At 46.4% G+C, this 24,514-nt stretch carries 28 protein-coding genes; 19 read left to right on the plus strand and 9 right to left on the minus strand.

Features of this window, described 5'->3' with window-relative positions:
* Nucleotides 1-28: 28 nt before the first annotated feature.
* From L4D09_RS06430 to L4D09_RS06450, 5 genes are all read left to right on the plus strand, one after another.
* Nucleotides 29-607, plus strand: coding sequence for an aminodeoxychorismate/anthranilate synthase component II (locus tag L4D09_RS06430; protein WP_428456661.1), 579 nt, complete (start codon nt 29-31; stop codon nt 605-607).
* A 405-nt stretch (nt 608-1,012) separates the two neighbouring features.
* Nucleotides 1,013-2,227 carry an aspartate aminotransferase family protein gene (locus L4D09_RS06435; protein WP_428456662.1) on the plus strand — a complete coding sequence of 405 codons (1,215 nt, stop codon included), beginning with the start codon at nt 1,013-1,015 and terminating at the stop codon, nt 2,225-2,227.
* Between the two features lie 118 nt (nt 2,228-2,345).
* On the plus strand, nt 2,346-3,356 hold the full coding sequence (gene astA / locus L4D09_RS06440; RefSeq protein ID WP_428456663.1) for an arginine N-succinyltransferase: 1,011 nt from the start codon (nt 2,346-2,348) through the stop codon (nt 3,354-3,356).
* 11 nt (nt 3,357-3,367) lie between these two features.
* Nucleotides 3,368-4,825: a succinylglutamate-semialdehyde dehydrogenase gene (gene astD / locus L4D09_RS06445; RefSeq protein ID WP_428456664.1), complete on the plus strand. Its 1,458-nt coding sequence runs from the start codon at nt 3,368-3,370 to the stop codon at nt 4,823-4,825.
* 53 nt (nt 4,826-4,878) lie between these two features.
* A complete protein-coding gene (locus L4D09_RS06450; protein WP_428456665.1) occupies nt 4,879-5,682 on the plus strand; it encodes a DUF1338 domain-containing protein in 804 nt (267 codons plus the stop codon).
* 96 nt (nt 5,683-5,778) lie between these two features.
* Here L4D09_RS06450 and L4D09_RS06455 read toward each other — a convergent pair whose 3' ends face one another.
* Together L4D09_RS06455 and crp are read right to left on the minus strand one after the other, a co-directional pair.
* Nucleotides 5,779-5,979 (minus strand): hypothetical protein, encoded by a 201-nt coding sequence (locus L4D09_RS06455; protein WP_428456666.1) that lies wholly within the window; start codon nt 5,977-5,979, stop codon nt 5,779-5,781.
* Between the two features lie 184 nt (nt 5,980-6,163).
* Nucleotides 6,164-6,796 (minus strand): cAMP-activated global transcriptional regulator CRP, encoded by a 633-nt coding sequence (gene crp / locus L4D09_RS06460; RefSeq protein WP_068330579.1) that lies wholly within the window; start codon nt 6,794-6,796, stop codon nt 6,164-6,166.
* A 268-nt stretch (nt 6,797-7,064) separates the two neighbouring features.
* Here crp and L4D09_RS06465 point away from each other — a divergent pair, with 268 nt between their 5' ends.
* Complete coding sequence (locus tag L4D09_RS06465) at nt 7,065-7,469, plus strand: OsmC family protein (protein ID WP_428456667.1); 405 nt, start codon at nt 7,065-7,067, stop codon at nt 7,467-7,469.
* Nucleotides 7,470-7,525: 56 nt separating this feature from the next.
* Here L4D09_RS06465 and L4D09_RS06470 read toward each other — a convergent pair whose 3' ends face one another.
* The 5 genes from L4D09_RS06470 to L4D09_RS06490 all read right to left on the minus strand — a co-directional run bounded on the left by L4D09_RS06470 (nt 7,526) and on the right by L4D09_RS06490 (nt 12,299).
* The gene (locus tag L4D09_RS06470; protein ID WP_428456668.1) at nt 7,526-8,395 is read right to left on the minus strand and encodes a phosphoribulokinase; all 870 of its coding nucleotides are present in this window, start codon (nt 8,393-8,395) and stop codon (nt 7,526-7,528) included.
* Between the two features lie 129 nt (nt 8,396-8,524).
* Nucleotides 8,525-8,743, minus strand: coding sequence for a YheU family protein (locus L4D09_RS06475; RefSeq protein ID WP_428456669.1), 219 nt, complete (start codon nt 8,741-8,743; stop codon nt 8,525-8,527).
* A gap of 52 nt (nt 8,744-8,795) precedes the next feature.
* Nucleotides 8,796-9,773 carry a hydrolase gene (locus L4D09_RS06480; protein WP_428456670.1) on the minus strand — a complete coding sequence of 326 codons (978 nt, stop codon included), beginning with the start codon at nt 9,771-9,773 and terminating at the stop codon, nt 8,796-8,798.
* A gap of 107 nt (nt 9,774-9,880) precedes the next feature.
* A complete protein-coding gene (locus tag L4D09_RS06485; protein WP_428456671.1) occupies nt 9,881-10,333 on the minus strand; it encodes a TIGR02444 family protein in 453 nt (150 codons plus the stop codon).
* 46 nt (nt 10,334-10,379) lie between these two features.
* A complete protein-coding gene (locus tag L4D09_RS06490; protein ID WP_428456672.1) occupies nt 10,380-12,299 on the minus strand; it encodes an ABC transporter ATP-binding protein in 1,920 nt (639 codons plus the stop codon).
* Nucleotides 12,300-12,525: 226 nt separating this feature from the next.
* Here L4D09_RS06490 and kefG point away from each other — a divergent pair, with 226 nt between their 5' ends.
* From kefG to slyD, 4 genes are all read left to right on the plus strand, one after another.
* Nucleotides 12,526-13,092, plus strand: coding sequence for a glutathione-regulated potassium-efflux system ancillary protein KefG (gene kefG, locus L4D09_RS06495; protein ID WP_428456673.1), 567 nt, complete (start codon nt 12,526-12,528; stop codon nt 13,090-13,092).
* The gene (gene kefB, locus L4D09_RS06500) at nt 13,082-14,887 is read left to right on the plus strand and encodes a glutathione-regulated potassium-efflux system protein KefB (protein ID WP_428456674.1); all 1,806 of its coding nucleotides are present in this window, start codon (nt 13,082-13,084) and stop codon (nt 14,885-14,887) included. The genes kefG and kefB overlap by 11 nt, the downstream gene beginning before the upstream one ends.
* Nucleotides 14,888-14,925: 38 nt before the next feature.
* Nucleotides 14,926-15,138, plus strand: a complete 213-nt coding sequence (locus L4D09_RS06505; protein ID WP_428456675.1) for a YheV family putative zinc ribbon protein — start codon at nt 14,926-14,928, stop codon at nt 15,136-15,138.
* An 89-nt stretch (nt 15,139-15,227) separates the two neighbouring features.
* Nucleotides 15,228-15,791: a peptidylprolyl isomerase gene (gene slyD, locus L4D09_RS06510; protein ID WP_428456676.1), complete on the plus strand. Its 564-nt coding sequence runs from the start codon at nt 15,228-15,230 to the stop codon at nt 15,789-15,791.
* 89 nt (nt 15,792-15,880) lie between these two features.
* Here slyD and L4D09_RS06515 read toward each other — a convergent pair whose 3' ends face one another.
* Both L4D09_RS06515 and L4D09_RS06520 read right to left on the minus strand, forming a co-directional pair.
* Complete coding sequence (locus L4D09_RS06515; RefSeq protein WP_428456677.1) at nt 15,881-16,102, minus strand: SlyX family protein; 222 nt, start codon at nt 16,100-16,102, stop codon at nt 15,881-15,883.
* A gap of 4 nt (nt 16,103-16,106) precedes the next feature.
* Nucleotides 16,107-17,084 (minus strand): WD40 repeat domain-containing protein, encoded by a 978-nt coding sequence (locus L4D09_RS06520; protein WP_428456678.1) that lies wholly within the window; start codon nt 17,082-17,084, stop codon nt 16,107-16,109.
* A gap of 174 nt (nt 17,085-17,258) precedes the next feature.
* On the opposite strand from L4D09_RS06520, the gene fkpA reads away from it, so the two are divergent.
* The 9 genes from fkpA to tuf form a co-directional block, all read left to right on the plus strand.
* Nucleotides 17,259-18,074: an FKBP-type peptidyl-prolyl cis-trans isomerase gene (fkpA, locus tag L4D09_RS06525; RefSeq protein WP_428456679.1), complete on the plus strand. Its 816-nt coding sequence runs from the start codon at nt 17,259-17,261 to the stop codon at nt 18,072-18,074.
* A 338-nt stretch (nt 18,075-18,412) separates the two neighbouring features.
* Nucleotides 18,413-19,102, plus strand: a complete 690-nt coding sequence (locus L4D09_RS06530) for a helix-turn-helix transcriptional regulator (protein WP_428456696.1) — start codon at nt 18,413-18,415, stop codon at nt 19,100-19,102.
* Nucleotides 19,099-19,491 carry a sulfurtransferase complex subunit TusD gene (gene tusD / locus L4D09_RS06535; RefSeq protein WP_428456680.1) on the plus strand — a complete coding sequence of 131 codons (393 nt, stop codon included), beginning with the start codon at nt 19,099-19,101 and terminating at the stop codon, nt 19,489-19,491. The genes L4D09_RS06530 and tusD overlap by 4 nt, the downstream gene beginning before the upstream one ends.
* A 12-nt stretch (nt 19,492-19,503) precedes the next feature.
* Nucleotides 19,504-19,860: a sulfurtransferase complex subunit TusC gene (gene tusC / locus L4D09_RS06540; RefSeq protein ID WP_428456681.1), complete on the plus strand. Its 357-nt coding sequence runs from the start codon at nt 19,504-19,506 to the stop codon at nt 19,858-19,860.
* A 7-nt stretch (nt 19,861-19,867) separates the two neighbouring features.
* Nucleotides 19,868-20,161 carry a sulfurtransferase complex subunit TusB gene (tusB, locus tag L4D09_RS06545; RefSeq protein ID WP_428456682.1) on the plus strand — a complete coding sequence of 98 codons (294 nt, stop codon included), beginning with the start codon at nt 19,868-19,870 and terminating at the stop codon, nt 20,159-20,161.
* 178 nt (nt 20,162-20,339) lie between these two features.
* Nucleotides 20,340-20,714 (plus strand): 30S ribosomal protein S12, encoded by a 375-nt coding sequence (gene rpsL, locus L4D09_RS06550; RefSeq protein WP_005417208.1) that lies wholly within the window; start codon nt 20,340-20,342, stop codon nt 20,712-20,714.
* A 93-nt stretch (nt 20,715-20,807) separates the two neighbouring features.
* Nucleotides 20,808-21,278, plus strand: coding sequence for a 30S ribosomal protein S7 (gene rpsG, locus L4D09_RS06555; protein ID WP_080158724.1), 471 nt, complete (start codon nt 20,808-20,810; stop codon nt 21,276-21,278).
* Nucleotides 21,279-21,377: 99 nt separating this feature from the next.
* Nucleotides 21,378-23,474: an elongation factor G gene (fusA, locus tag L4D09_RS06560; RefSeq protein ID WP_428456683.1), complete on the plus strand. Its 2,097-nt coding sequence runs from the start codon at nt 21,378-21,380 to the stop codon at nt 23,472-23,474.
* Between the two features lie 107 nt (nt 23,475-23,581).
* Nucleotides 23,582-24,514 (plus strand): elongation factor Tu (gene tuf, locus L4D09_RS06565; RefSeq protein ID WP_428456684.1); only part of this gene is annotated, 933 nt, incomplete at its 3' end.

Consider the following 24,514-nt stretch of genomic DNA (forward strand, 5'->3'; position numbering starts at 1 on the left):
GCTGAATTTTCAGGGAGCTGATGTACCCATGCTGTTGATGATCGATAATTACGACTCGTTTACCTATAACCTTTACCAGTACTTTAGTGAACTGGGTATTGAGGTGAAGGTCGTCCGCAATGATGAAATCGATATCGCAGGCATTGAAGCACTAGCACCGTCCCATCTCGTGATCTCTCCTGGTCCATGCACCCCGAACGAAGCGGGGATCTCACTAGAGGCCATTCGCTACTTCGCCGGTAAGTTGCCGATTCTAGGGGTTTGCCTCGGCCATCAGTCTATTGCTCAGGTGTTTGGTGGTGATGTTATACGTGCCCGTCAGGTCATGCATGGGAAGACCTCGCCCATCGTACATACTGATAGCGATGTCTTTACAGGGCTTAATAACCCATTGACCGTCACCCGTTACCATTCTTTGGTTGTTAAGACCGAGACCCTGCCTTCATGCTTTGAAGTGACAGCGTGGACGGAAATAGACGGTGAGCGTGATGAAATTATGGGGATCCGCCATAAAACATTGTCGATTGAAGGCGTACAATTCCACCCTGAAAGTATTCTGACTGAGCAAGGTCACCAACTATTGGCTAATTTCCTTCGCCGTAGCTAATAGGTTCAACCGTTTAGCAGCATTTTATGCTGCTTTTTATCATAATCTTCTGATCTTGGTTGGCTGATAACGCTAGCTGTTTACTGCTTCTGGATCCTTTTCCCCCTTCTTTTGTGTCCCTCTCCGCGATCCTAGTCACCTTTTTTAACATTTTTGTATCTTTTTTCGATTTTGCAATTAAGGAAATATTATGCAGCTTTTTTATCAGTCTGACTTTTATTTCCTAGTAGGAAAAACACCTTCCTGTCTTTGGGGGTTAATAAAATTGCCAATGACGCGCATAAATATGTTTTAAACCGATGGTTAACCTAATGCGAATAAGCAATAAAAAATATTATGCTATTGGAATTGGTTAATAAAATGTAAATACTATGCTTAAGGCAATAAACCTAGAAGGAAACGACAATGGCAAAGGAAAACACCGTAGAACGCCAGCTTTTTGATGAGGTCATGGTGCCTTGTTATTCACCGATGCAAGTTATCCCTGTTAAGGGGGACGGTGCCCGAGTGTGGGATCAAGAAGGGCGAGAATATGTCGACTTTGCCGGTGGGATTGCGGTGAGTTGCTTGGGCCACTGTCATCCTGTAATGGTTGATGCGCTCAAAGATCAAGCCGAAAAGTTATGGCATGTAAGTAATGTACTGACCAATGAACCCGCATTACGTCTTGCTAAATTACTGACCGAGCATAGCTTTGCCGATAAAGTTTTCTTTGCCAACTCTGGTGCAGAAGCGAATGAAGCTGCACTGAAATTGGCTCGTCGCTATGCTGTTGACCAATTTGGTCCAGAAAAATCAGAGATCATTGCGTTTCAACAAGGCTTCCACGGCCGGACTTTCTTTACCGTCACGGTTGGTGGACAAGCCGCATATTCCGATGGTTTTGGTCCCAAGCCTGGTGATGTAACCCACCTGGAATACAATGATTTATCGACCCTTGCCGAGCACATGTCAGAACGTACTTGTGCCGTCATGATGGAGCCTCTTCAAGGAGAGGGTGGCATCATTTCACCAACGAGTGAGTTTATCCAAGGTGTCCGCGAGTTGTGTGATAAGCACAACGCGCTGTTGATTTTTGATGAAGTACAAACGGGCAATGGCCGAACGGGTGACTTCTACGCTTACCAAGGTCTAGGTGTTACACCGGATATTTTGAGTACCGCAAAGTCATTAGGGGGTGGTTTCCCAATTGCTGCCATGTTGACAACTTCTGAATTGGCAAATCATTTGAAAGTTGGCACCCATGGTTCGACCTATGGTGGCAACCCACTCGCGTGTGCTGTTGCTGAAGCCGTTGTGAATGAAGTGACTAAACCTGAAGTTTTATCGGGTGTTAAACAACGTGAGCAATGGTTCCGTGAGGCATTAGCAGCCATTAATAGTAAATACCCAATTTTTGACGAAGTTCGTGGTAAGGGATTGCTGTTAGGGGCTGCCTTGAATGATGAATGGCAGGGGCGCGCCCGTGACATTCTGGTTGCTGCGGGTGAAGAAGGGGTGATGGTGTTGGTTGCTGGTACGAATGTGGTTCGTTTCACGCCATCGCTGGTGATCAGTAAGGCTGATATCGATGAAGGCATGGCACGCCTTGAACGCGCGATTGCCAAAATTTACCACTAAGTATCCACTTAAATCATGCAGCAGTTGGCAGGAGCCTGACTGCTGCTTCTGACCTAGTTCAGAATCAGACAGTTAGGGTTGCAGTGTTTTGCTGCAACCTGCATCAGGAGGGAATTCGATGCTGGTTATACGTCCTATTACAGCTGCCGACCTACCGGCACTTATGCAGTGTGCCGAAGAGTCAGGGCATGGCTTTACTTCTTTACCGGTTAATGAAGAGATTTTAACGAATCGGATCAAGCATTCGGAAGAAAGCTTTGCCAAGGCGGTGAACCAAGCTGGCTCTGAGGGGTATCTGATGGTTGCAGAAGATACCAAGACTGGAGAAATCGCAGGGACGACGGCGATAGAGGCGGCAATTGGCCTTGATAACCCTTTTTATACTTACCATCTCAGCACGGTGGTGCATTCCTCTCGACGTTTGAACGTTCATAATGCGGTAAAAGTACTGACCTTTGGTAATGACTACACTGGTGTGAGTGAGCTCTGTACGCTCTTTCTACGGCCTGAATGGCGAGAAGGAGCCAATGGTCGCCTATTATCTAAATGTCGCTTCCTAATGATGGCTGAGCACCCTCAGCGGTTTGATAATACCGTGATTGCCGAAATGCGCGGTGTCTCCGATGACGATGGCAACTCACCGTTTTGGGAATGGCTAAAAGAACACTTTTTTTCAATCGACTTTACCCTTGCGGATTATTTAACGGGGATCGGTAAAAAAGGCTTTATTGCGGATTTAATGCCTAAGCTTCCTATCTACGTTAACTTACTGAGCCCAGAAGCTCAGGCTGTTATCGGTGAAGTACACGAAAAAACACGTCCGGCGTTACGCTTACTTGAGAAAGAAGGGTTTACCTGTCGTGGTTATGTCGACATTTTTGATGCGGGACCGACAGTTGAGTGTGACATCAGAAATATTGAATCGGTTCGTCATTCAAAATTGTGTTACGTGGAAGTGGGCCTGCCTGCGAAAAGTCAGGATTGTATTGTGAGTAATACATCTTTCAGTCAGTTTCGTGCAGTAGCCGGTAAAGTTGGTATTGAGGGCGACAACGCCGTTATCTCAGCTGAAATGGCACAAGCCCTCCAAGTACAACATGGCGATCAAGTTCGCCTGATCACCCAATAAGGAATTCGACAATGACTCAATGGATCGCAGGTGAATGGTTGGCTGGGGAGGGGGCGGTTATGCAATCGTTCAATCCTTTTACCGAAGAGGTTATTTGGCAGGGGCAGGCCGCAACAGGCGTGCAAGTCGCGTCGGCAGTGAAGAGTGCACGTGCTGCGTTGGTTGAATGGCGTCATTGTGATTTTTCCAAGCGACAAGCGATTGTGGAGCGCTTTGCTGAATTGGTAAAAGATAACAGTGAGATGATTGCCAAGGTTATTGCCGAAGAAACCGGTAAGCCATTATGGGAAACGCGTACAGAGGCTGGGGCTATGGCGGGGAAAATTGCCATTTCACTGCGGGCTTATCATGAACGTACTGGCGAGAAACAAAAAGAAGTGGCGGGCAGTCAGGCTATTTTACGTCACCGCCCCCTCGGCGTCATGGCGGTATTTGGACCGTATAACTTCCCGGGGCATCTCCCTAATGGCCATATCGTACCTGCTTTATTGGCTGGCAATACTGTGGTGTTTAAGCCATCGGACCTTACGCCGAAAGTCGCGGAAGAAACCATGAAGCTGTGGCAGCAGGCAGGGTTGCCTGATGGCGTGATAAATTTGGTCCAAGGTGCACGCGAAACGGGAGAGGCATTAGCGGGTGACAGAGGCATCGATGGCCTGCTCTTTACGGGCAGCGCGAATACCGGGCAGATCCTACATCGCCAATTCGCAGGACAGCCAGAGAAGATGCTCGCACTTGAGATGGGGGGGAATAATCCAATGGTTATTTCTCGGCACTATGGCGAGCTTGATGCCACTGTCTACACTATTATTCAGTCAGCGTTTATTAGCGCAGGCCAGCGTTGTACTTGTGCTCGTCGCCTGTATTTACCCAAGGGTGAGGAAGGAGACCGTGTACTTGCTCGCTTAGTTGAGCTTGCATCGGCTATTCGCGTGGGTGGACAGTTTGATGAGCCAGCCCCTTTTATGGGGGCGCAAGTCTCTAATGCAGCAGCAGATAATATTCTTCGAGCCCAGTCTCAGCTTATTGATCTTGGCGGTGAATCATTATTGCTTGCTACCCGAGGTCAAGGGGCAATTGTTACCCCTGGGATCATTGAGGTAAGTACTATCGCAGAATTACCGGATGAGGAATATTTTGGTCCCTTGTTGCAGGTCGTGCGTTATGACGGTTTAACCCAAGCCGTTGAGAAGGCAAATAATACCCGTTATGGCTTATCAGCAGGGCTGATCTCAACTGATGACGGTGAATGGCAGTACTTTATCGACCATATTCGGGCTGGCATTGTGAACCGTAACCGTCAATTGACGGGAGCTAGTGGGGATGCACCTTTTGGTGGACCGGGTGCTTCTGGCAACTTGCGGCCAAGTGCTTATTATGCCGCTGACTATTGTGCGTACCCAATGGCATCAATGGAAGGTGATCAACCTGAATTGCCGGCGCAGTTGTCGCCAGGGATCTGTATATAGGCACATTTTTCAGGTATTCCGTTTTATCGACCAGCTAAGAGGATGTGATATTCATGGAAAGGGTTGTGCAATTATTTGATGGCTTATGGCAAGACTATACTCAGCGTTTATGCCCCTCTGCTGCACAGGTGCATGATTTACTCACAGAAGATGAGCCGTTGCTGAATGACCATATTGCGTTACGGACGTTTAATTTGCCTAAAGTGGGTCTGGATAGGCTAGCGGCACCGTTTATCGCATTGGGTTATAAACCTTGTGGTAAGTATCACTTTGAAGCAAAGAAACTTTATGCTGAGCACTTTGAGCATCCAAATCCAAATGCCCCGAAAGTATTCATCAGTGAATTGCTAGTAGGGCAGTTTAGCTCGTTGCTACAGCAAACCGTACGAGAGCTTGTTGATCAAGTACCAGAAGCGGCGATGCGTGATCCTGCCTTCCTGCATGGTGGGCGGCGTTGGGACCTCGATTATGCCACTTATGAGTTGCTGGTAGCAGAAAGCGAATATGCAGGGTGGTTAGCCGCGCACGGTTTTGGTGCCAACCATTTTACAGTCAGTATTAATCAGCTTGAGCAGTTTACTGAGGTCAAAGAGGTAAATCATTTACTTCGTCATAATGGCTTTTCGATCAATGAGTCGGGGGGCGATGTGAAAGGCAGCCCTGAGGTGATGCTAGAGCAATCGGCAACGATTGCTGATACCGTTGATGTTGGCTTTACCGATGGGGTGTTTAGTATCGCGGGAGGGTTTTATGAATTTGCTAAGCGCTATGCTGCACCTGACGGTGAGTTATATCGTGGCTTTGTTGAAGCCTCGGCGGATAAAATCTTCGAAAGCACCCACGTGAAGAAAGACTGATCCGTAGGCGTTAAAGGTGATTAACCCTATAGCCCACTGTAATGAAATACGGTGGGCTTATCGTATGCGATAAGAGTAAAACGTGTTTGGGGAAGGCTAATGGCACAGGCTATCAAGTGGTGTGATCCCGAATTCATGCTTAGTAAGTTGTCCTTTATGGCATGGTGAAGCCGTTTGTTGTTCACAATAGTGACGATGCCCGCTAAAGCCTGTCATCTCTATTGTTGGGGGAAGAGGAGCAATAACGCTCGTATTGCTTGCCGGTAAGCCATTTGCTGAAAAGCGTTCGAGGTCCATATCGATTTCATCCATGTGAATGACGTATTATCACTTACGCCAGATATGCACAATGTAGCACTTGGTGGTGAGGATACAAGGACGAAAAAGTGAGCAATACGGCAAAAATACCATTTCGGTATGAATTCCCGGATCAAAAAAGCCGCCCGAGGCGGCTTTTTACTATCAATGATGGCACGCGAAATTAACGTGTACCGTATACCACGATAGTTTTACCGTGAGCAGAGATTAGGTTCTGCTCTTCCAGCATTTTCAAAATACGACCAACAGTTTCACGAGAACAACCCACGATCTGGCCAATTTCTTGGCGAGTGATCTTGATTTGCATACCGTCAGGGTGCGTCATCGCATCTGGTTGCTTCGCAAGATTTAGAAGTGTCTGAGCGATACGGCCAGTCACATCTAGGAAAGCAAGATCACCTACTTTCTGGCTTGTAACCTGAAGACGGTTTGCCATTTGAGCAGACAAACGCATCAGAATATCAGGGTTAACTTGAATAAGCTGGCGGAATTTCTTGAAAGAAATCTCTGCGACTTCACAAGGGGTTTTTGCTCGAACCCAAGCGGTACGCTCTTGGCCTTCTTCGAACAAGCCTAATTCACCGATAAAGTCACCCTGGTTTAGGTAAGACAAGATCATTTCCTTGCCTTCTTCATCCTTGATTAGGACAGCCACAGAACCTTTAACAATGTAGTAGAGCGTTTCAGCTTTTTCACCCGCATGAATCAAAGTACTCTTTGACGGGTATTTATGAATGTGGCAATGCGAAAGAAACCACTCTAGAGTTGGATCTGTTTGAGGTTTACCTGGAACCATATTACTAACTTCCTCTGTGTTTGTTGCCCAACAACGACGTCCATCAAAAAAGGGCTGGGCCTATACTTGGTGTTCGTCGCTTAGGATATTCAGTCAACAGCTGGGCTGCAAGCTCACGTGAATAATTAGTTCAAAGTTTATCTTTTTTCAGCATGTATTTCTTGATATTGATCTATCGAGAATGGTCATTTAGTAGTCATAAGTGTGCACATGATCACACAGTTGCTATATTGTCACTAATTACCCTATAAGTAGTAAGGAAAAACAAATGCAATCACGAGTGAAATGGGTCGAGAATATGACCTTTTTAGGACAGTCAAATTCTGGCCATAGTGTGGTTATGGATGGCAATGGGGGAGAAAAAGCACCAAGCCCAATGGAGATGGTATTGATGGCGGCTGGGGGGTGTAGCTCGGTTGATGTGGTTGATGGGTTGAAATCAGCTGGGCAGAAAATTACGGGCTGTGAAGCGCGAATTTCATCTGAGCGCCGTGAGCAAGCCCCCCGTATTTTTACTTCAGCGAACTTGCATTTCGTGGTGACAGGTCATGATCTCGATGAAGCGCTAGTAGCAAAAATTGTTGCTGATTCGCTAGAGAAGTATTGCTCGGTGTGTTTGATGCTTGGTGAAGGTGTTGAAATGACGCACTCTCATGAAGTGATTGGCGCCTAATTCGAAATTGCGGTGAAGAGATCCAAGCCCCTAAAAAGGGGCTTGAGTTTTATCATTTAACCGATTTTTCCTGTTTCGATCAGTTTTTGGATCAACGGGCGCATGATTAGCTCCATGGCAAAGCTCATTTTTCCACCCGGAACCACCAGTGTATTGTGGCGTGACATAAATGATCCTTGGATCATCGATAGCAAATAAGGGAAGTCGACATTTTTGATCCCGCGAAATCGGATCACGACAAAACTCTCATCCAAGCTTGGAATAGCTTTGGCGCTGAATGGGTTTGAGGTATCAACGGTAGGTACGCGCTGAAAGTTAATATGGGTACGAGAAAACTGAGGCGTAATATAATTGAGATAGTCATCCATCGATCGCACAATCGATTCCATTACCGCTTCTCGTGAATGGCCGCGATCGCGGGTATCCCGAACAATCTTTTGAATCCACTCTAAGTTGACGATTGGTACCATGCCAATCAGTAAATCAACATGCTGAGCAACATTGGTTTCACCATCAACAGCCCCACCATGAAGTCCTTCATAGAACAATACGTCGGTGTTTTCTGGTAATTCCTGCCATGGTGTGAATGAACCGGGCATTTGGTTATATGGTACGGCTTCATCAAAGGTATGCAGGTAGCGTCGAAATTGGCCGCTTCCATCATCACCATACTGGCGGAAAAAGGTTTCTAGCTGAGGGAAATCGTTCGCTTGAGGACCAAAGTAACTAATATGTCGCCCTTGATCTTTGGCTTTGCGAATTTCGACATCCATTTCTGGGCGAGTAAAACGGTGAAAGCTATCACCTTCCAGCCAGGCAGCATTAATGCCCATCATATTGAACATTTTGCGAAATGCTTCAGAGGTGGTGGATGTACCCGCCCCTGAAGACCCTGTTACTGCAATTATTGGATGTTTTGCAGACATGACAAACCCTGTCGTTAACATTAACGGAAAGAGTTAGTAACAGGGTGGTGAGGTAAGGTCAAGTCGGGATGCCAAAAATGCTACGTGCGTGCAGTCACCAAAACCGTGTAAATTAGCGCTGTAGGGGACTTATTCCCCCATATTTCGGCGTAATTTGATATCGACAGATTCATGCAGTTCAGAAAAGACGATAACGGCTTCACCCTTATCTAACTGTTGGCGCACTCGCTGTACTTTCTGCTCCATACTGAGCTCTTGTTCACCGTAGTCCGTTCCCTCACGTAACACAAAATGTTCGATTAAGTTGACTAGGGTGTCGGGGTCAATATCACGCCAAGGGATGATCATCGTGGGCTGCTCTTTAATCAAAGATGAAAAGCCAATTATATTGTTATTATTGTTATTTGTAGAGTGGTATGAATTGACCAAACCATTCCGGTACGGTGCGTTCAAGCCAGAAATCAGGTTTATGCCAAGAGCCAGAGACAAAACCCACATGACCGCCATAATGACACAGGTCGTATTCGATATGTGCCGGTAAGGGCTGGGAAGGAATAACATCTTCAGTCATGAAAGGGTCGTCTTTGGCGTGAATGACCCGAAGCGGAATGGTGACGGTAGCTAGCTTGGTTAAGCCACTACACCGTTGGTAATAATCGTTAGCATCGTCAAAGCCGTGTAGGGGGGCTGTGACTTCCTCATCAAATTGCCAAAGAGAACGAATGCTTGCGGCTTGTTCTTGTTTGAGTGGCATGGCTTCAGGTTGTGCGTTAATTTTTTTTCCGAGGTTGCGCTTCATCGATGCCAACAGATATCGCTGGTAGATCTTTGAAAACCCTTGCTGGATACGGCTTGAGCATGCAGCTAAGTCTAGTGGGGGAGAAATCACTTGCGCTGCAGCCAATTCAGACTGGTTTCCTTTTTCAGCGAGGTAATTAACCAGCATATTGCCCCCAAGCGATACCCCGACAGCAAAGAAAGGTTGTGTGGGCAGCTGTTGTCTCAGCCACTGAATAAAAAAATGGGCATCATTGATTTCACCGGAATGGTAACTCCGAGGCTGGCGATTCATTTCACCACTGCAGCCCCGAAAATGCATCATGACCCCGAGCCAACCTTGCTGCTGTGCAGCGTTAAGTAATCCATGTGCATAAGGGCTGTGAAAGCTGCCTTCTAAACCATGAAATAGAATCATGACGGGCTGTTTCTGATGGCTATTTTCTGGTGTGGCAGTCCATGCTAAATCTAAAAAATCGCCGTCAGGGGTTTCTATGCGTTGTGTTATTGGAGTGAACAGCGGCTTACGGCGTAAGAAGCGCGGTAATAAGGTTTGAACATGGGCATTGCGTAAACCGCTTGCGGGTTTAAATGGGGTCATCGAAATTCCTCATGGCACGGTATGGGGGCTATCCCATTAATTACGAAAGGTCATGAGGTTTAGATCCTAGCACAGACAAGATGGCGACGTCGTCGGAGGTCAATTAGCTAGGTGGTTGCTTGTAATTGGCGAAGAAGCGATAGGGGAGCATTAAGGTGACAGCCATAAGTCACGAGGTTATCAGGGCATGGATGAGCGGAAAGCGGACATAGGTTTAGGCTGGTTAATAAATGATGTTGCTGTCGTCGTTCAAGTAGAAGCTCAAAGGCGAGCATTTGCTGATATTGCTCGTTAGTGATAGTGGGTTTGAGTTGCTTACGTAGCACTCTGTAGGGGGTAAGTAACGCATCCGTTTCTGTGAGTGCGTCGAGTAACGCCTTGTACCCATGAGGGGGATCGAGGGTTAACTGATGTAGGTCAAGCCAATGCAGCAATAGGGCAAGGTTAATATTGCCTTGGTAATGATCTTGAAAGGTTAAGCAGGCCGGTTGAACACCAGCCTGTGAGTAGTGGCACAGACAAAATTGCCAGAAGCTTTCACTATCAATGTGTTGCTGCATTAATTGACGTCCTTATCAATGTGCCTAATACGACGAAAGGGCGAAACTAGATATTATGCTCGGCTTCCATAGCCTCAATCTGCTCTTGTAAGTCCATCCATTCCATCTCGACATCTTCTAACTCAGACTTGGCTTTGGCCTGGCGTTGCAGCTGTTCGTTGAGTTGCTTTTTATTATCAGCTTCGTAGATGCTGGCATCGGCAAGATGTGATTCTGCATCGGCAAGGGTGGCACTTAACTTTTCCATTTGCTTGTCGAGCTTGTCGATTTGTTTGCGTAATGGCGCGGTTTTCTTACGGAACTCAGCTTCTAGGCGCTTTTGTTCTTTACGTGATGCCGCACTGTTTTCTTTATTGGTTTCAGGCTTTGCCGCCTGCTGTTCACGGCGCTCGTTACGCTGCTGCTCGGTTAGCCATTTGTGATAATCATTGAGATCACCGTTAAATGGCACCACTTGGCGATCGTGCACTAAGTACAGATCATCCGTCGTAGCACGGAGTAGGTAGCGGTCGTGACTTACGATCACCATAGCCCCTTCATAGGACTGTAGGGCAAATGTCAGAGCTTGGCGCATATCGAGATCAAGGTGGTTGGTTGGTTCATCGAGTAGCAGCAGGTTAGGCCGTTGCCATACGATTAGGGCCAGTACCAGACGAGCCTTTTCACCACCAGAGAATGGGCCGACTTTTTCAAGCGCCTTATCGCCCAGAAAGCCAAAGCTACCTAAGTAGTCACGTAGCTGCTGCTCTGTTGCTTGGGGGGCAATGCGCGCCATGTGCTGAACTGGGGTATCGTCTAAATAGAGGGTTTCTAATTGGTGCTGAGCAAAGTAGCCAATCTTAACGCCTTGAGAGTAAGCAAGTTCACCCGCCTTAGCAGAAAGCTCTCCCGAGAGTAGTTTGATCAATGTAGACTTACCAGCACCGTTTCGCCCCAGCAAGCCAATACGGCTGCCCGGAACCAGGTTTAAGCGAATTTTATCGAGGATCAAATTGTCGTCATAGCCTGCCGCAACCTGATCCATCATTAAGATTGGATTAGGCAGTGCACTCGGCTCTCGAAATTCAAACGTAAATGGATTGTCGAACTGAGCAGGCAGTACTTTCTCCATTTTTTCTAGGGCTTTGATCCGGCTCTGTGCTTGACGGGCTTTACTGGCTTTATAGCGGAAGCGGTCAATATAAGACTGCATATGCGCGACTTGCTTCTGTTGTTTTTGGAACATTGCCTGTTGCAGCACTAACTTTTCGGCACGTTGAGTTTCAAACGATGAGTAGTTACCGGTGTAGCTGTTCATGGTTTGGTTTTCAATATGCACAATACGGTTAATTACCGGATCGAGGAAATCACGGTCATGTGAAATCAGAACCAATGTACCAGGGTAGTTTTGTAGCCACTTTTCAAGCCACATTACAGCATCAAGATCGAGGTGGTTGGTTGGCTCATCGAGTAGCAGCAAGTCAGAACGGCACAGTAGAGCCTGAGCCAAGTTGAGACGCATACGCCAGCCACCAGAGAATTGGTGGAGGTGCCATTGCATTTGCTCTTGTGAAAAGCCCAAGCCATCCAGCAACTCTGCAGCTCTGGCTTGGATACTATAACCGCCAACGGCTTCCAGCTTGCCATGGAGCTCAGCCACGCGATTACCGTTGTCGGCTTGCTCTGCGGCTAATAAATCGGCTTCTAACTGGCGGTATTCACGGTCGCCATCAATTACGTAGTCTAATGCTGCACGTGCGAGTGCAGGGGTTTCCTGTGCAACCCATGCCAGCTCCCAGTTCGCGGGGAATTGACAGTTACCACCATCGACACTGAGTTCATTTTTCAACAAGGCAAATAGGGTTGATTTACCACAGCCATTTTTACCGACTAGGCCGACCTTATCACCAGGGTGAATGGTTGCTGTTGCTTGGTCGAGTAGGACTTTACCGCCTCGAAGAAGTTGGATATCAGAAAACGTGATCATCGACTATGTCGGGGAAGCCCCGCTCCGCAAATACAAAATGCCAGAAACTGTGCGGCAGTCTAACCCAAAGCGACGTTGACTGCTAATGCCGCTAATTGGTAACGAACTCATGACGAATAAACGATCCTATTTACAGCCAGTTATGTATTATGTGCATATACCAGCGTAATAATGTGATGAACAATATCAGCCTATTAGCGATACCTATGGGTTGAAAAGGAATGTTATGACAACAAAAGGATGCCCACGCGTTTTGGTGGTTTATGCTCACCCTGATCCTCTTGAATCAGTGGCTAATCGTGAAATGCTGGTGGAAATTGCCGAACTCCCTCATGTCACCGTGCATGATCTCTATGCCGTCTACCCCGACTTCTTTATTGATGTGGCCGCAGAGCGTCAGCTTGTAAGCCAGCATGATGTCATTGTGTTCCAGCACCCGTTATATATGTATTCGTGTCCTGCCTTGCTAAAGGAGTGGATAGATATGGTGCTGAGCAAAGGTTTTGCTCATGGTGATGGCCGTCACACGCAAGGGAAGTACTGGCGTTCGGTGATCACCACCGGTGGAGCCGCAGAGGCCTATACCCCTGATGGTTATAACCGCTGCTCTATCGATGAAATTTTGAAACCCTTTGAGTTATCAGCGGCTTTGTGCCGTATGGAGTGGTTGAAGCCTTTGGTACTTCACTGGGCGCGTAGGGTACCTCAACAAGAGCGGCAACAGCACGCGAGGGCTTATCGGAAGTGGTTGGAAATGCCGCTACCCTCGCAGGAGGTGATTCATGGCGAATGATGTGTTGTCGGTGAGTGTGGTTTTTCTGGCTGCCGCGGTTGTCGCAGTGCCTATTGCTCAGCGGTTAGGACTTGGTTCGGTATTGGGCTATCTATTAGCAGGCATTGCCATTGGACCGTGGGGCCTGCGTTTAATCTCTGATGTGGATGCGATACTGCACTTTTCGGAATTTGGGGTGGTGCTGCTTTTATTCTTGATTGGTTTAGAGCTTAACCCGAAAAAGCTGTGGCAAATGCGTAAGCCAATTCTCGGATTGGGTGGCGGCCAAGTCGTGATAACGAGTTTGGTTATTTCGGCTGTGGTATTGGCATTCAGTGCTTGGTTTCCTGCTATTACATGGCGCGATGCGCTGGTGGTTGGTATGGGGCTAGCCTTGTCTTCAACCGCTATCGCATTACGGGTTATAGAAGAGCAGAACCTCGATGGCAGTGAAACCGGACAGTCAGGGTTTGCCGTTTTACTTTTCCAGGATATCGCCGTGATCCCGATGTTGGCGATTTTACCTGTATTGGCGGGTGGCGGTGGGGGCAGTTGGCTTGATTTCACTTGGATGATCGGCGGCATTGTGGCTTTACTGGTTGGTGGTCACTTTCTATTACGTCCGCTGTTCCGCTGGGTGGTGTTGAGTGAGGTCCGGGAGCTGTTTAATGTTGCCGCGCTATTATTGGTAATCGGGATAGCGTTAGGCATGCAATCACTGGGTTTATCAATGGCACTTGGCACCTTTTTAGCTGGGGTGTTGTTGGCTGAAAGTGAATACCGCCATGAATTAGAAATTGCGATTGAACCGTTTAAAGGATTATTGCTGGGGTTGTTTTTTATCTCGGTGGGGATGGCGGTTAATCTTGGCTTGTTATTGCAATACCCGCTGCAAATATTAGCTGCGGTACTTGGTTTAATTACGGTTAAAGGCTTGTTGTTGTATGGCCTTGCTCGGGCATTTGGCATCGGTGCTAAATCACGTAGTCAGATGGCGGCGATCTTGAGTCAAGGTGGTGAGTTTGCATTTGTGTTGTTTACTGCTGCGTTAGGCGAAGGCCTACTGGGTAAAGAGTTATCGTCTTTCTTGTTGGTTGTGGTGAGCCTATCAATGATGACGACACCGCTAATTCTGTTGTTACAGGATAAATGGTTTTTACGTACGTTCAGGGCAGAAGCAGACGACGCTTTGGAGAGTGATGTGATTAACCGTGAACCTCGAGTGATCATTACGGGCTTTGGCCGATTTGGTCAGGTGGTTGGGCGGCTGATGTTTGCTAATAAAATCCGCGTTACGATACTTGAGCGAGATCCAAGTCAAATTCAGTTTTTACGTAAGTTTGGCTATAAAGTTTATTATGGAGATGCCACGCAGTTAGATCTACTGCGGGCGGCGGGAGCCGATAAGGCCGAGGCTATCATTATCTGTACCGATGAGCCTGATGAAGTGATGGAAGTGGTTGCTTTGTGCCAACAGTACTTTCCTAAGCTTAAAATATTAGCACGTGCCCGCAGTCGAGTTGAGGCGCATCAGTTGCTTAGCCATGGTGTTGATAATTTCTCGCGTGAAACTTTTGAGGGTGCCCTTGATTTAGGGCGACAAGCCCTTATATCTCTAGGTATGCACCCGTATAAAGCAAAGCGGGCAGAAGCGCATTTTCGAAAGCTTGATACCACAGCACTTCGAGACTTATTACCGCAGCACTCTGAAGATGTACATTTAGCCTCGCGGGCTAAGGAAGCACGCAAGGAGCTGGAAGATATCTTTGACCGTGAAATGCGCGGAGAGCGAGAGCGGCACAATGGCTGGGATTAGCCAATATTCGTGATATCAGGAAATGGCAAGGAGCGAAAATGGCGAAGAAACGTTTTATTGCTGGTGCAATTTGTCCCTCTTGTAAAAAACAAGATACATTGCGCTGGTGGCAAGAAAATGATGTGGAGCGTGTTGAGTGCGTAGCATGTGATCATACTGATGTGCGAGCACCTCAGTCGGTTGAGCAAGCTGAGCAACTTTCGCCACAAACGAAACAACAGGTTATCGGGATCTTCAAGCCTGGCGAATAAGATCGCGACAGAATATTGGCATCGTAGTGCCTTTATCCGGTATCATGCGGGCGAAATCCTTTGATACCCAGTTCAATATTGGAGCAAACATGAAAGTCGCTAAAGACATCGTAGTAAGCCTTGCTTACCAAGTTAAAACAGAAGATGGCGTAGTTGTTGACCAATCAACGATTGAAGCACCTCTTGACTACCTACACGGTCACAACAATTTGATCGTAGGTCTGGAAAATGCACTTGAAGGCCGTGAAGCTGGCGAAAAACTTGAAGTGACTGTTGCTCCTGAAGATGCATACGGCGAACACATGGACGTAATGGTTCAGCGTGTTCCTGCAGACGTATTCCAAGGCGTTGACGAAATTACGGTTGGCATGCGTTTCCTTGCTGATACAGACCAAGGTCCAATCCCTGTTGAAGTAACAGAAGTCGATGGCGACCACGTTGTTGTTGATGGTAACCACATGCTGGCTGGCCAAACGCTAACATTTAACGCTGAAGTTGTTGCAGTACGTGCAGCAACAGAAGAAGAAATTGCTCACGGTCACATTCACCAAGGTGGTGGCTGTTGTGGCGGTGGTAGCTGTGACGACGACCACGGTCATGACCATAAAGAAGAAGGTGGTTGTGGCGAAGGTGGCTGCGGTTGCTCACACTAATCATTGCATTGATTAGTCAAAAAACGGGAAGCTAAGCTTCCCGTTTTTTTATGCCTGAAATTCCACTTATTACCGACCATGATGGCTAGTTAATAATGTGGCGGTGGCGTTTCGTCTGCTTCGCTAGCAAGATTGGATGGTTCGATACCTTTCACTTTCCCAACCATAAACTTCATCTGAGTCTGTACGTTATCCAGAACAAATTGCTGCGCGGTTAACGCTTGGTTTAAATCTTCGATCGTTTGTTCTTGGAATGCTTGCTTCATTTCTAGCTCGTCAATACGAGCCTGTAGTTGTTCGATTTCTGTCATTGTTCTAATCCGTTGTCCACTGTTGGACGATACCAGCTGAAGTACCGGAGGTAACAAGCCCCTCTGGTGTAATGGCCACATCATACACCACCGCAGCGGGTGGTCGAGTATCTTGTTGCGGGGCTGCTTCCCAGCGGCCAATGTTATCACCTGTCTTGCTATCCCATAGTTCGACGCGCCTTGAGGGAGTTCCCGTGACCAGCTGTGTACCATCATCAGAGAATCGAGCGCTGGATAGGTTTTGCTGGCGTAGCCGGATCGCCAGTGAAGATTGTTGTTTTCCTGTGGTTAAATCCCAGATAGTAATGTCATTACCGCCATCTGCAATCATGGCGAGTTTTCCATCACGTTGTAAGCTGACTCGGCTGATCCGACTTTCACGTTCAAAAGTATGGAGTATTTGGCCACTGCGTGTATCCCAAAGGTAAGCAAAATAGTCATTTCCCCCGGATAAGGCATAGCGACCATTGGGTGAAATAGCGACAGAGTTGACTTTTTCTCGGTGTGCAAGGAACTCTAAGCGCCTTCCGCTGCCCAAGTCGATGTACAGCGCTTTGCCATTAGAAAGGGCAAGTAGTACATGCTGGCCATTATTCGCTAAGGCAACATCCCGGATGATACCGTCAGAGATTGACCATAAGCCATCGGATTGGCCCCAAGCTAAATCCCAAATGGCAAAGTTCTGCGCAGTGGCTGTAATCGCATAACGGCTGTTGTCTGAAATCTTGCCATTTAAGACTGTATTGTGATGTGGATCTTGAGAACCGAAGTCAGCTAACTTTTTGTTTTGCTGTAAATCCCAGAGCACGATACCTTGTAAGGCCGAATGGTAGAGCGCAAACCGGCCATCTCGGCTTAAGCTGAGGCTAGTTGCCCCCTCAGGGGCTAAAATCCAACGTTGCTGTTCTGAACCAGAAAAAAAGCAGCCGGTAAGAAGGAGAAGTGCCACAATGCAACAAGGTACGTATCTTTTGGTTTGCATTAAGTTTTAGTTCCGCTTGGTTTTGCTAAAATTGTCGGTATGACTTTATTAATTAGCCTGCTAACGTTAATTAATGAAGTCAGTATTAGTATATTGAATTTAAGCGCTTTTCATAACAGAGATGAAAAGCCAAATAAAAAATGAGGCATTCCTCAGCATATGATGGAGAAATACATGAAACCTGTTCTAAAGATGTCTGTTTTGGCTGCAACAATCTTGCTTGCTGTCGGTTGCCAAGATGAAAAAGTGGCAGAAACACAGCCAGCAGAGCCTGCAAAAGTAGAGCAGGTAGCAGCGGAAGCAGAAGCAGCACCAGTGGCATTTGCTTCTGAAGATGATAAAGCAGCGTATGCAATTGGTGCATCTTTGGCACAATACTTGGCTGCAAACCTTGATCAGCAAAAAGAGCTGGGCTTAGAACTTAATCGTGAACAAGTACTGGCTGGTGTTAGCGATGTATTTGCGGACAAGAGCCGTTTAACGCCAGAAGAAACTCAGCAAGCATTACAAGATCTTGATACGCGTGTATCTGAAATTGTTCAGCAAAAAGCCCAAGCCGATGCCGAAGTAAACATCAAGGCGGGTGATGATTACCGTGCTGAGTTTGAAAAACAAGAAGGTGTTGTTAAAACTGACTCAGGCCTACTGTACCAAGTTGAAACACAAGGTGAAGGCGATAAGCCAGCTGCAACTGATACAGTACAAGTTCATTACAAAGGCATGCTAACTGACGGTACTGAGTTTGACAGCTCTTACAAGCGTAATCAGCCAGCAACTTTCCCACTGAATCAGGTAATTCCTGGTTGGACGGAAGGCGTACAGCTAATGCCTGTAGGTTCGAAATTCACGTTCGTTATTCCACCTGAGCTAGCATATGGCTCGCAAGCTAACCCAAGTATTCCAGCAAACTCGACATTGGTTTTCGAGGTTGAATTACTGGAGATCGTTAAAGCAGAAGAGTCAGCAGAGCAAGACGCTGCCGTACAATAAAAATTGTATTTTTTAGAATTTGACGAGTAGAACTCAAAAAAAATTGAGTTGTTCAGTCTTCGTCAATCGCATGAAAAACCCAGCTTTTGCTGGGTTTTTTTATTTTTTGCGCTCGATATGCAACGAGAAATGTTCTGGCTGTTGTCATTAATCTGATAAACTTGCTATCAAGATTTTAATTTTTATAACGCGCTTAATATTGGCCCTGCTGAGTAACGAGCGATAGCCCATTCTATTTATTTTCAATATTCCCTCTTGAGTGGCTGAAGCTAAATACAATGGGAATGAGCAAGGAAGAAAGACTAGTGGTATCTACAGAAAACTTTGGCTCTGACGTCATGATAGAGAACGATCTGACTAAGCCACGTGCTTTTAGTGAGCATGACTACATTATTTTACGTTCTTATGAAGCTGTCGTAGATGGACTGGCGGCACTGATTGGCCCTTTTTGTGAAATCGTATTGCACTCTTTAGCCGACCTCAACACATCTGCGATTAAAATCGCGAATGGGGAAAATACGGGACGTAAAGTTGGGTCGCCAATTACAGACCTAGCATTGCGTATGTTACGTGATATTGAAGGCTCTGAGCGTAACTTTTCCAGGGCGTATTTTACGCGCGCGAAAGGTGGCGATTTAATGAAGTCGATCACCATTGCCATTCGTAACGGTGACAACGACATTATTGGTTTGTTGTGCATCAACGTAAACCTTGATGCGCCTTTCTCGCAAATATTGCAATCATTCATGCCGACAGATGAGGCTAAGCAAGCTGCATCAACAGTGAATTTCGCAAGTGACGTTGATGAACTCGTCGACCAGACAGTCGAGCGAACAATTGAAGAGATCAACGCTGATAAAAATGTATCGAATAATGCCAAGAATCGCCAGATTGTCATGGAGTTATATGACAAAGGTATTTTTGATATTAAAGATGCGATAAACCGTGTTGCTGACCGTCTGAATATTTCAAAACACACGGTATACCTTTATATCCGTCAGCGTAAAACCGAGGACGGTGAAAAATGAGCTTAAATTACGTGCTGATCATTGAAGGGCCGGCATACGGTGATCAGTCAGCACGTACCGCTTATTTGTTTGCCGAAGCATTACTCGAAGAAGGTCACCGCCTTTCACGTATCTTTTTTTATCAAGATGGTGTTTACAACGGCTCATCGTTAACGGCTCCGGCCTCGGATGAATTCGATTTGGTGGCAGCATGGCAAACATTAGCCAAGCAGCATGACATTGAATTACAAACTTGCGTTGCAGCAGCGCTGCGTCGTGGTGTTGTCAGTGAGCAAGAAGCTGAACAAAATCAATTGTTAGGCCATAACCTTGCCACTGGTTTTGAGCAAGCAGGGCTTGGTGGTTTGGCTGAAGCTATGCTTACCGCAGATCGTGTTATTCAGTTTTAGGGCGTAAGCACTATGAAATCTCTTGGCTTTATTTTTCGTTCTATGCCCCATGGCACCGCCGCTGGGCGTGAAGGTTTAGATGCTGTATTAGCAACCTCCGCCTATAGTGAAGATATTCACGTGTTTTTTATTGGTGATGGTGTATTTCAGTTATTGAAAACACAACAGCCTGCTGAGGTACTATCGCGTGATTATAGTCAGACATTTAAGATGTTCGATTTATACGATATCGAGAATGTCTACGTGTGTTCTAAATCCTTAGAAGAGCGCGGACTAACAGCGTCAGAATTACTGATCGAGGTGACGGTTTGTGATCCCCATACATTTTCACAGCACCTTCATGGTTGCCAACGTGTTCTGACTTTTTGAGGTGATTATGCTCCACATCATTTCCAGCTCTCCTTTTCAAAGCCAAATTTTCCAACAATGCTTACCGTTAATCGCCAAAAATGATGCAATTTTACTGATCCAAGACGCAGTAGTCGCTGCGACCGGACAAAATTCGAGTCTTGATGGAATAAAAAAATCAGGCGTAAAAATTTATTTACTAGTGTCTGATTTATCTGCCAGAGGTTTAGGGGGTAGAATAAATCCTGATGTAGAACCTGTTGATTACAAAGGGTTTGTGGCGTTAACGGTCGAGCATGAAACACAGATGAAATGGGGCTAAATACCCACTTCAATATTAAGAAATTGAGCTAAATTTAGGGTGTCTAAGAAATAATCATTTGATTGATCGTTGCTTACATCTTGACACCCTTGGGTGCGATGCATAAAATTTCGCGTCCTCCTGTTGTTGGGAGGCAGATTTTTCATCTTTACGAAAGTAATATTTCAGGAGCTATTTAATGGCAACTATTAACCAGTTGGTACGTAAGCCACGTGCAAAGCAAGTTGTAAAAAGCAACGTGCCTGCACTAGAAGCGTGCCCACAGAAACGTGGTGTATGTACTCGTGTATATACTACTACTCCTAAGAAACCTAACTCAGCATTACGTAAAGTATGTCGTGTTCGTCTAACAAACGGTTTCGAAGTAACATCATACATCGGCGGTGAAGGTCACAACCTTCAGGAGCACTCAGTTGTTCTTATCCGTGGTGGTCGTGTTAAAGATTTACCAGGTGTGCGTTACCACACCGTTCGTGGTGCACTTGACTGTGCTGGCGTTAACGACCGTAAGAAAGGTCGTTCTAAGTACGGTGTGAAGCGTCCTAAGTCTTAATGGATTCCGTTAAGTAAGGCCAAACACTAAAATTATTTAATTTTGAAGAAACTGTAAAGTTTTGGATAACCTGAAGACACAACGGAGATTTCCATGCCACGTCGTCGCGTAATTGGTCAGCGTAAGATCCTTCCAGATCCTAAGTTCAAATCTGAGCTGCTGGCAAAATTCGTCAACATCCTAATGGTTGACGGTAAAAAATCTACTGCAGAAAAAATTGTTTACTCTGCACTAGAAACTATGGCTGAGCGTTCTGGTGAAGAACACTTGTCTGTATTCGAAAAAGCTCTTGAAAATGTACGTCCAGCGGTAGAAGTTAAATCTCGCCGTGTGGGTGGTTCAACTTACCAGGTGCCTGTAGAAGTACGTCCAGTACGTCGTAATGCACTAGCTATGCGTTGGTTAGTTGAAGCTGCGCGTAAGCGTGGTGAAAAATCTATGGCTCAGCGTCTAGCAGGCGAAATGCTTGATGCGGCTGACAACAAAGGTTCTGCTGTTAAGAAACGTGAAGACGTTCACCGTATGGCAGACGCGAACAAAGCGTTCGCACATTACCGCTGGTAATCACTTACCTCCTGGTAATAAAAAAATCGGCGCAGCGAGCTTTTGGCTTGCTGCGCCAAAACCATACTCTAAGGATCTCCTTAGTAAGAGGATACCGCTGTGGCACGTAAAACGCCTATCGAGCGCTACCGAAATATTGGTATTGTCGCTCACGTTGACGCCGGTAAGACAACGACTTCCGAGCGTATCCTGTTTTATACAGGCTTGTCTCACAAGATCGGTGAAGTTCACGACGGCGCAGCGACCATGGACTGGATGGAGCAGGAGCAAGAGCGTGGTATTACTATCACATCTGCTGCTACTACAACATTCTGGCGTGGTATGGAAGCACAGTTTCCAGAGCACCGCGTAAACATCATTGATACTCCGGGACACGTTGACTTCACTATCGAAGTAGAACGTTCTCTACGTGTACTTGATGGTGCTGTTGTTGTGTTCTGTGGTTCTTCAGGCGTTGAGCCTCAGTCTGAGACTGTATGGCGTCAGGCTGATAAATATGAAGTTCCACGTATGGTTTTCGTCAACAAGATGGACCGAGCTGGTGCCGACTTCCTACGCGTAGTCGACCAGATCAAAAACCGTCTTGGGGCGACTCCAGTACCTATTCAATTGAATATTGGTGCTGAAGAAGATTTTAATGGTGTTGTCGATCTGATCAAGATGAAGGCAATCAACTGGAATGAAGATGATCAGGGTATGTCATTTACCTATGAAGACATTCCAGCTGATATGCAAGAACTGGCAGAAGAATGGCATCAGAACATGGTTGAATCTGCGGCTGAAGCTTCTGAAGAGCTAATGGATAAGTACCTTGAAGAAGGTGAACTGTCTGAAGCAGAGATCAAGAGCGGCCTTCGTCAGCGTACTCTCGCAAACGAAATCGTTGTTGCAACTTGTGGTTCAGCATTTAAGAACAAAGGTGTTCAAGCTGTACTTGATGCAGTGATTGAATTCCTGCCTTCACCAACGGAAGTGAAAGCGATTCGTGGTGAAGACGAAAACGGTAACGAAGTTGAGCGTCATGCAAGCGATGATGAACCATTCTCAGCGCTAGCGTTCAAAATCGCGACCGACCCATTCGTTGGTAGCTTAACCTTCATGCGTGTTTATTCTGGTGTTGTTAATACAGGTGATTCTGTTTACAACTCCGTAAAAGAAAAACGCGAACGTTTCGGGCGTATCGTACAGATGCACTCAAACAAACGTGAAGAAGTTAAAGAAATCCGTGCAGGTGATATCGCAGCTGCAATCGGTTTGAAAAACGTAACTACAGGTGACACTCTGTGTGATCAAGATAACCGCGTTATCCTTGAGCGTATGGAATTCCCTGAGCCAGTTATTCAAATCGCTGTTGAGCCTCGTTCTCTAGCTGACCAAGAAAAAATGGGTATTGCACTAGGTAAACTAGCGGCAGAAGATCCATCATTCCGCGTCGAAACCGACCAGGAATCTGGACAGACTCTGATTTCAGGCATGGGTGAACTTCACCTAGATATCATCGTTGACCGTATGAAGCGCGAATTTAGCGTGGAATGTAACGTGGGTAAACCTCAGGTGGCTTACCGTGAAACTATCCGTGGCAAAACGGAAGTGGAAGGTAAATTTATACGCCAATCTGGTGGTCGCGGACAATATGGTCACGTATGGCTGAAAATCGAACCTTCAGAACCAAATGAAGGCTTCGTGTTTGTGGATGAAATCGTCGGTGGTTCGGTGCCGAAAGAGTACATTGGTGCTGTTTCTAAAGGTATCGAAGAGCAGATGAACAATGGTGTGCTTGCTGGCTATCCTGTATTGGATGTCAAAGCAACATTGTTCGACGGCTCGTACCATGACGTTGACTCCAACGAAATGGCATTTAAGATTGCCGGTTCTATGGCTTTCAGGAAGGGCGCACTTGATGCTAACCCTGTTATCCTAGAGCCAATGATGAAAGTTGAAGTAACGACTCCAGAAGATTGGATGGGTGATGTTGTTGGCGACCTTAACCGTCGTCGCGGCATGATCGAAGGTATGGATGATGGCCCTGCGGGACTGAAAATCATTCGTGCTCAAGTACCACTATCTGTGATGTTTGGCTACGCAACTGACCTACGCTCAGCAACCCAAGGTCGTGCATCATATTCTATGGAGTTCAGTGAATACGCTGAAATTCCGAAGAATATTGCTGACGCGATTATTGCTGAACGCGGTTAATCACTATATCTATATTGCGTCAATTTCGGTTGGCGCATAAAATAGCAACTTCGGACGCGTCCCCTAACCTAGTAGGGGGCGTATCTTAACTAGGAAGGAACACGATTGTGTCTAAAGAAAAATTTGAACGCGTAAAACCGCACGTTAACGTTGGTACTATCGGCCACGTCGATCACGGTAAAACAACTCTAACTGCAGCTATCTGTACTACTCTTGCTAAAGTATACGGCGGTGACGCTAAAGACTTCGCATCTATCGATAACGCTCCAGAAGAGCGCGAGCGTGGTATCACAATCTCTACTTCTCACGTAGAGTACGATACTCCAACTCGTCACTACGCACACGTTGACTGTCCTGGACACGCCGATTATGTTAAAAACATGATCACTGGTGCTGCTCAAATGGATGGTGGTATCCTAGTTGTTGCTGCAACTGATGGTCCTATGCCACAGACTCGTGAGCACATCCTTCTTGGTCGTCAGGTTGGTATTCCTTACATCATCGTATTCATGAACAAATGTGACATGGTTGATGATGAAGAGCTACTTGAACTAGTAGAGATGGAAGTTCGTGAACTTCTTTCTGAGTACGACTTCCCAGGTGATGATTGCCCAGTAATCATGGGTTCTGCTCTAGGCGCGCTAAACGGCGAGCAAGAGTGGGAAGACAAGATTGTTGAACTAGCTGAAGCTCTAGATAACTACATCCCAGAGCCAGAGCGTGCAATCGATCTACCATTCATCCTTCCAATCGAAGATGTATTCTCAATCCAAGGCCGTGGTACTGTTGTAACTGGTCGTGTTGAGCAAGGTATCATCAACGTTGGTGACGAAGTAGAAATCATCGGTATCAAAGACACTACTACAACTACTTGTACTGGTGTTGAGATGTTCCGTAAGCTTCTTGACGAAGGCCGTGCTGGTGAGAACGTTGGTGTTCTTCTACGTGGTACTAAGCGTGACGAAGTTGAGCGTGGCCAAGTTCTTGCTAAGCCAGGTTCAATCACTCCACACACTACTTTCACTTCAGAAATCTATGTT

The organism is Photobacterium makurazakiensis (assembly GCF_050336715.1).
GTDB classification, from domain to species: domain Bacteria; phylum Pseudomonadota; class Gammaproteobacteria; order Enterobacterales; family Vibrionaceae; genus Photobacterium; species Photobacterium makurazakiensis.

What these genes read in the sequence shown, in the direction of transcription:
- L4D09_RS06485 (WP_428456671.1), bottom strand. Translation starts at nt 10,333, where the DNA reads ATGCAGCAACACATTGATAGTGAAAGCTTCTGGCAATTTTGTCTGTGC.
- kefG (WP_428456673.1), top strand. Translation starts at nt 12,526, where the DNA reads ATGACAACAAAAGGATGCCCACGCGTTTTGGTGGTTTATGCTCACCCT.
- L4D09_RS06515 (WP_428456677.1), bottom strand. Translation starts at nt 16,102, where the DNA reads ATGACAGAAATCGAACAACTACAGGCTCGTATTGACGAGCTAGAAATG.
- tusD (WP_428456680.1), top strand. Translation starts at nt 19,099, where the DNA reads ATGAGCTTAAATTACGTGCTGATCATTGAAGGGCCGGCATACGGTGAT.
- L4D09_RS06530 (WP_428456696.1), top strand. Translation starts at nt 18,413, where the DNA reads ATGATAGAGAACGATCTGACTAAGCCACGTGCTTTTAGTGAGCATGAC.
- rpsG (WP_080158724.1), top strand. Translation starts at nt 20,808, where the DNA reads ATGCCACGTCGTCGCGTAATTGGTCAGCGTAAGATCCTTCCAGATCCT.
- L4D09_RS06470 (WP_428456668.1), bottom strand. Translation starts at nt 8,395, where the DNA reads ATGTCTGCAAAACATCCAATAATTGCAGTAACAGGGTCTTCAGGGGCG.
- crp (WP_068330579.1), bottom strand. Translation starts at nt 6,796, where the DNA reads ATGGTTCCAGGTAAACCTCAAACAGATCCAACTCTAGAGTGGTTTCTT.
- rpsL (WP_005417208.1), top strand. Translation starts at nt 20,340, where the DNA reads ATGGCAACTATTAACCAGTTGGTACGTAAGCCACGTGCAAAGCAAGTT.
- L4D09_RS06490 (WP_428456672.1), bottom strand. Translation starts at nt 12,299, where the DNA reads ATGATCACGTTTTCTGATATCCAACTTCTTCGAGGCGGTAAAGTCCTA.
- fkpA (WP_428456679.1), top strand. Translation starts at nt 17,259, where the DNA reads ATGAAACCTGTTCTAAAGATGTCTGTTTTGGCTGCAACAATCTTGCTT.
- L4D09_RS06505 (WP_428456675.1), top strand. Translation starts at nt 14,926, where the DNA reads ATGGCGAAGAAACGTTTTATTGCTGGTGCAATTTGTCCCTCTTGTAAA.
- slyD (WP_428456676.1), top strand. Translation starts at nt 15,228, where the DNA reads ATGAAAGTCGCTAAAGACATCGTAGTAAGCCTTGCTTACCAAGTTAAA.
- L4D09_RS06435 (WP_428456662.1), top strand. Translation starts at nt 1,013, where the DNA reads ATGGCAAAGGAAAACACCGTAGAACGCCAGCTTTTTGATGAGGTCATG.
- L4D09_RS06465 (WP_428456667.1), top strand. Translation starts at nt 7,065, where the DNA reads ATGCAATCACGAGTGAAATGGGTCGAGAATATGACCTTTTTAGGACAG.
- astA (WP_428456663.1), top strand. Translation starts at nt 2,346, where the DNA reads ATGCTGGTTATACGTCCTATTACAGCTGCCGACCTACCGGCACTTATG.
- L4D09_RS06455 (WP_428456666.1), bottom strand. Translation starts at nt 5,979, where the DNA reads ATGGACCTCGAACGCTTTTCAGCAAATGGCTTACCGGCAAGCAATACG.
- L4D09_RS06520 (WP_428456678.1), bottom strand. Translation starts at nt 17,084, where the DNA reads ATGCAAACCAAAAGATACGTACCTTGTTGCATTGTGGCACTTCTCCTT.
- L4D09_RS06475 (WP_428456669.1), bottom strand. Translation starts at nt 8,743, where the DNA reads ATGATCATCCCTTGGCGTGATATTGACCCCGACACCCTAGTCAACTTA.
- tusB (WP_428456682.1), top strand. Translation starts at nt 19,868, where the DNA reads ATGCTCCACATCATTTCCAGCTCTCCTTTTCAAAGCCAAATTTTCCAA.
- L4D09_RS06480 (WP_428456670.1), bottom strand. Translation starts at nt 9,773, where the DNA reads ATGACCCCATTTAAACCCGCAAGCGGTTTACGCAATGCCCATGTTCAA.
- astD (WP_428456664.1), top strand. Translation starts at nt 3,368, where the DNA reads ATGACTCAATGGATCGCAGGTGAATGGTTGGCTGGGGAGGGGGCGGTT.
- L4D09_RS06450 (WP_428456665.1), top strand. Translation starts at nt 4,879, where the DNA reads ATGGAAAGGGTTGTGCAATTATTTGATGGCTTATGGCAAGACTATACT.
- L4D09_RS06430 (WP_428456661.1), top strand. Translation starts at nt 29, where the DNA reads ATGCTGTTGATGATCGATAATTACGACTCGTTTACCTATAACCTTTAC.
- kefB (WP_428456674.1), top strand. Translation starts at nt 13,082, where the DNA reads ATGGCGAATGATGTGTTGTCGGTGAGTGTGGTTTTTCTGGCTGCCGCG.
- tusC (WP_428456681.1), top strand. Translation starts at nt 19,504, where the DNA reads ATGAAATCTCTTGGCTTTATTTTTCGTTCTATGCCCCATGGCACCGCC.